Annotated in this window: 1 pseudogene; it reads right to left on the bottom strand. The window is 54.9% G+C overall.

Annotated elements, in window-relative coordinates:
• Window positions 1-257, bottom strand: a pseudogene (locus AAEZ03_RS28060) (UDP-N-acetylmuramate:L-alanyl-gamma-D-glutamyl-meso-diaminopimelate ligase); the annotation flags it as partial.

A 257-nucleotide genomic window follows, 5' to 3' on the forward strand; every position in this document is an offset into this window, starting at 1 on the left:
GTCATATACCGTGACGCCATTCGCTTCACCACGCAACTCCAGACGGCGACGAGCATTAATAAACGAACCCAGCGTGTTAGCGGCATCTGCCGGCGCTACACCAACATGGCGAGCCGCTGCAATCGCCATCAGGCCATTGTGCATATTATGTTCGCCTACCAGCGACCATTTCACTTCGCCCACTTTTTCGCCATCCAGCAAAACTTCCCATTCGGAAGCATCGGTGGTCAGCTTTTTCGCCTGCCAGTGACCCTGCT

The organism is Pseudomonas sp. HY2-MNA-CIBAN-0224 (assembly GCF_040310285.1).
Classification (GTDB): domain Bacteria; phylum Pseudomonadota; class Gammaproteobacteria; order Pseudomonadales; family Pseudomonadaceae; genus Aquipseudomonas; species Aquipseudomonas helleri.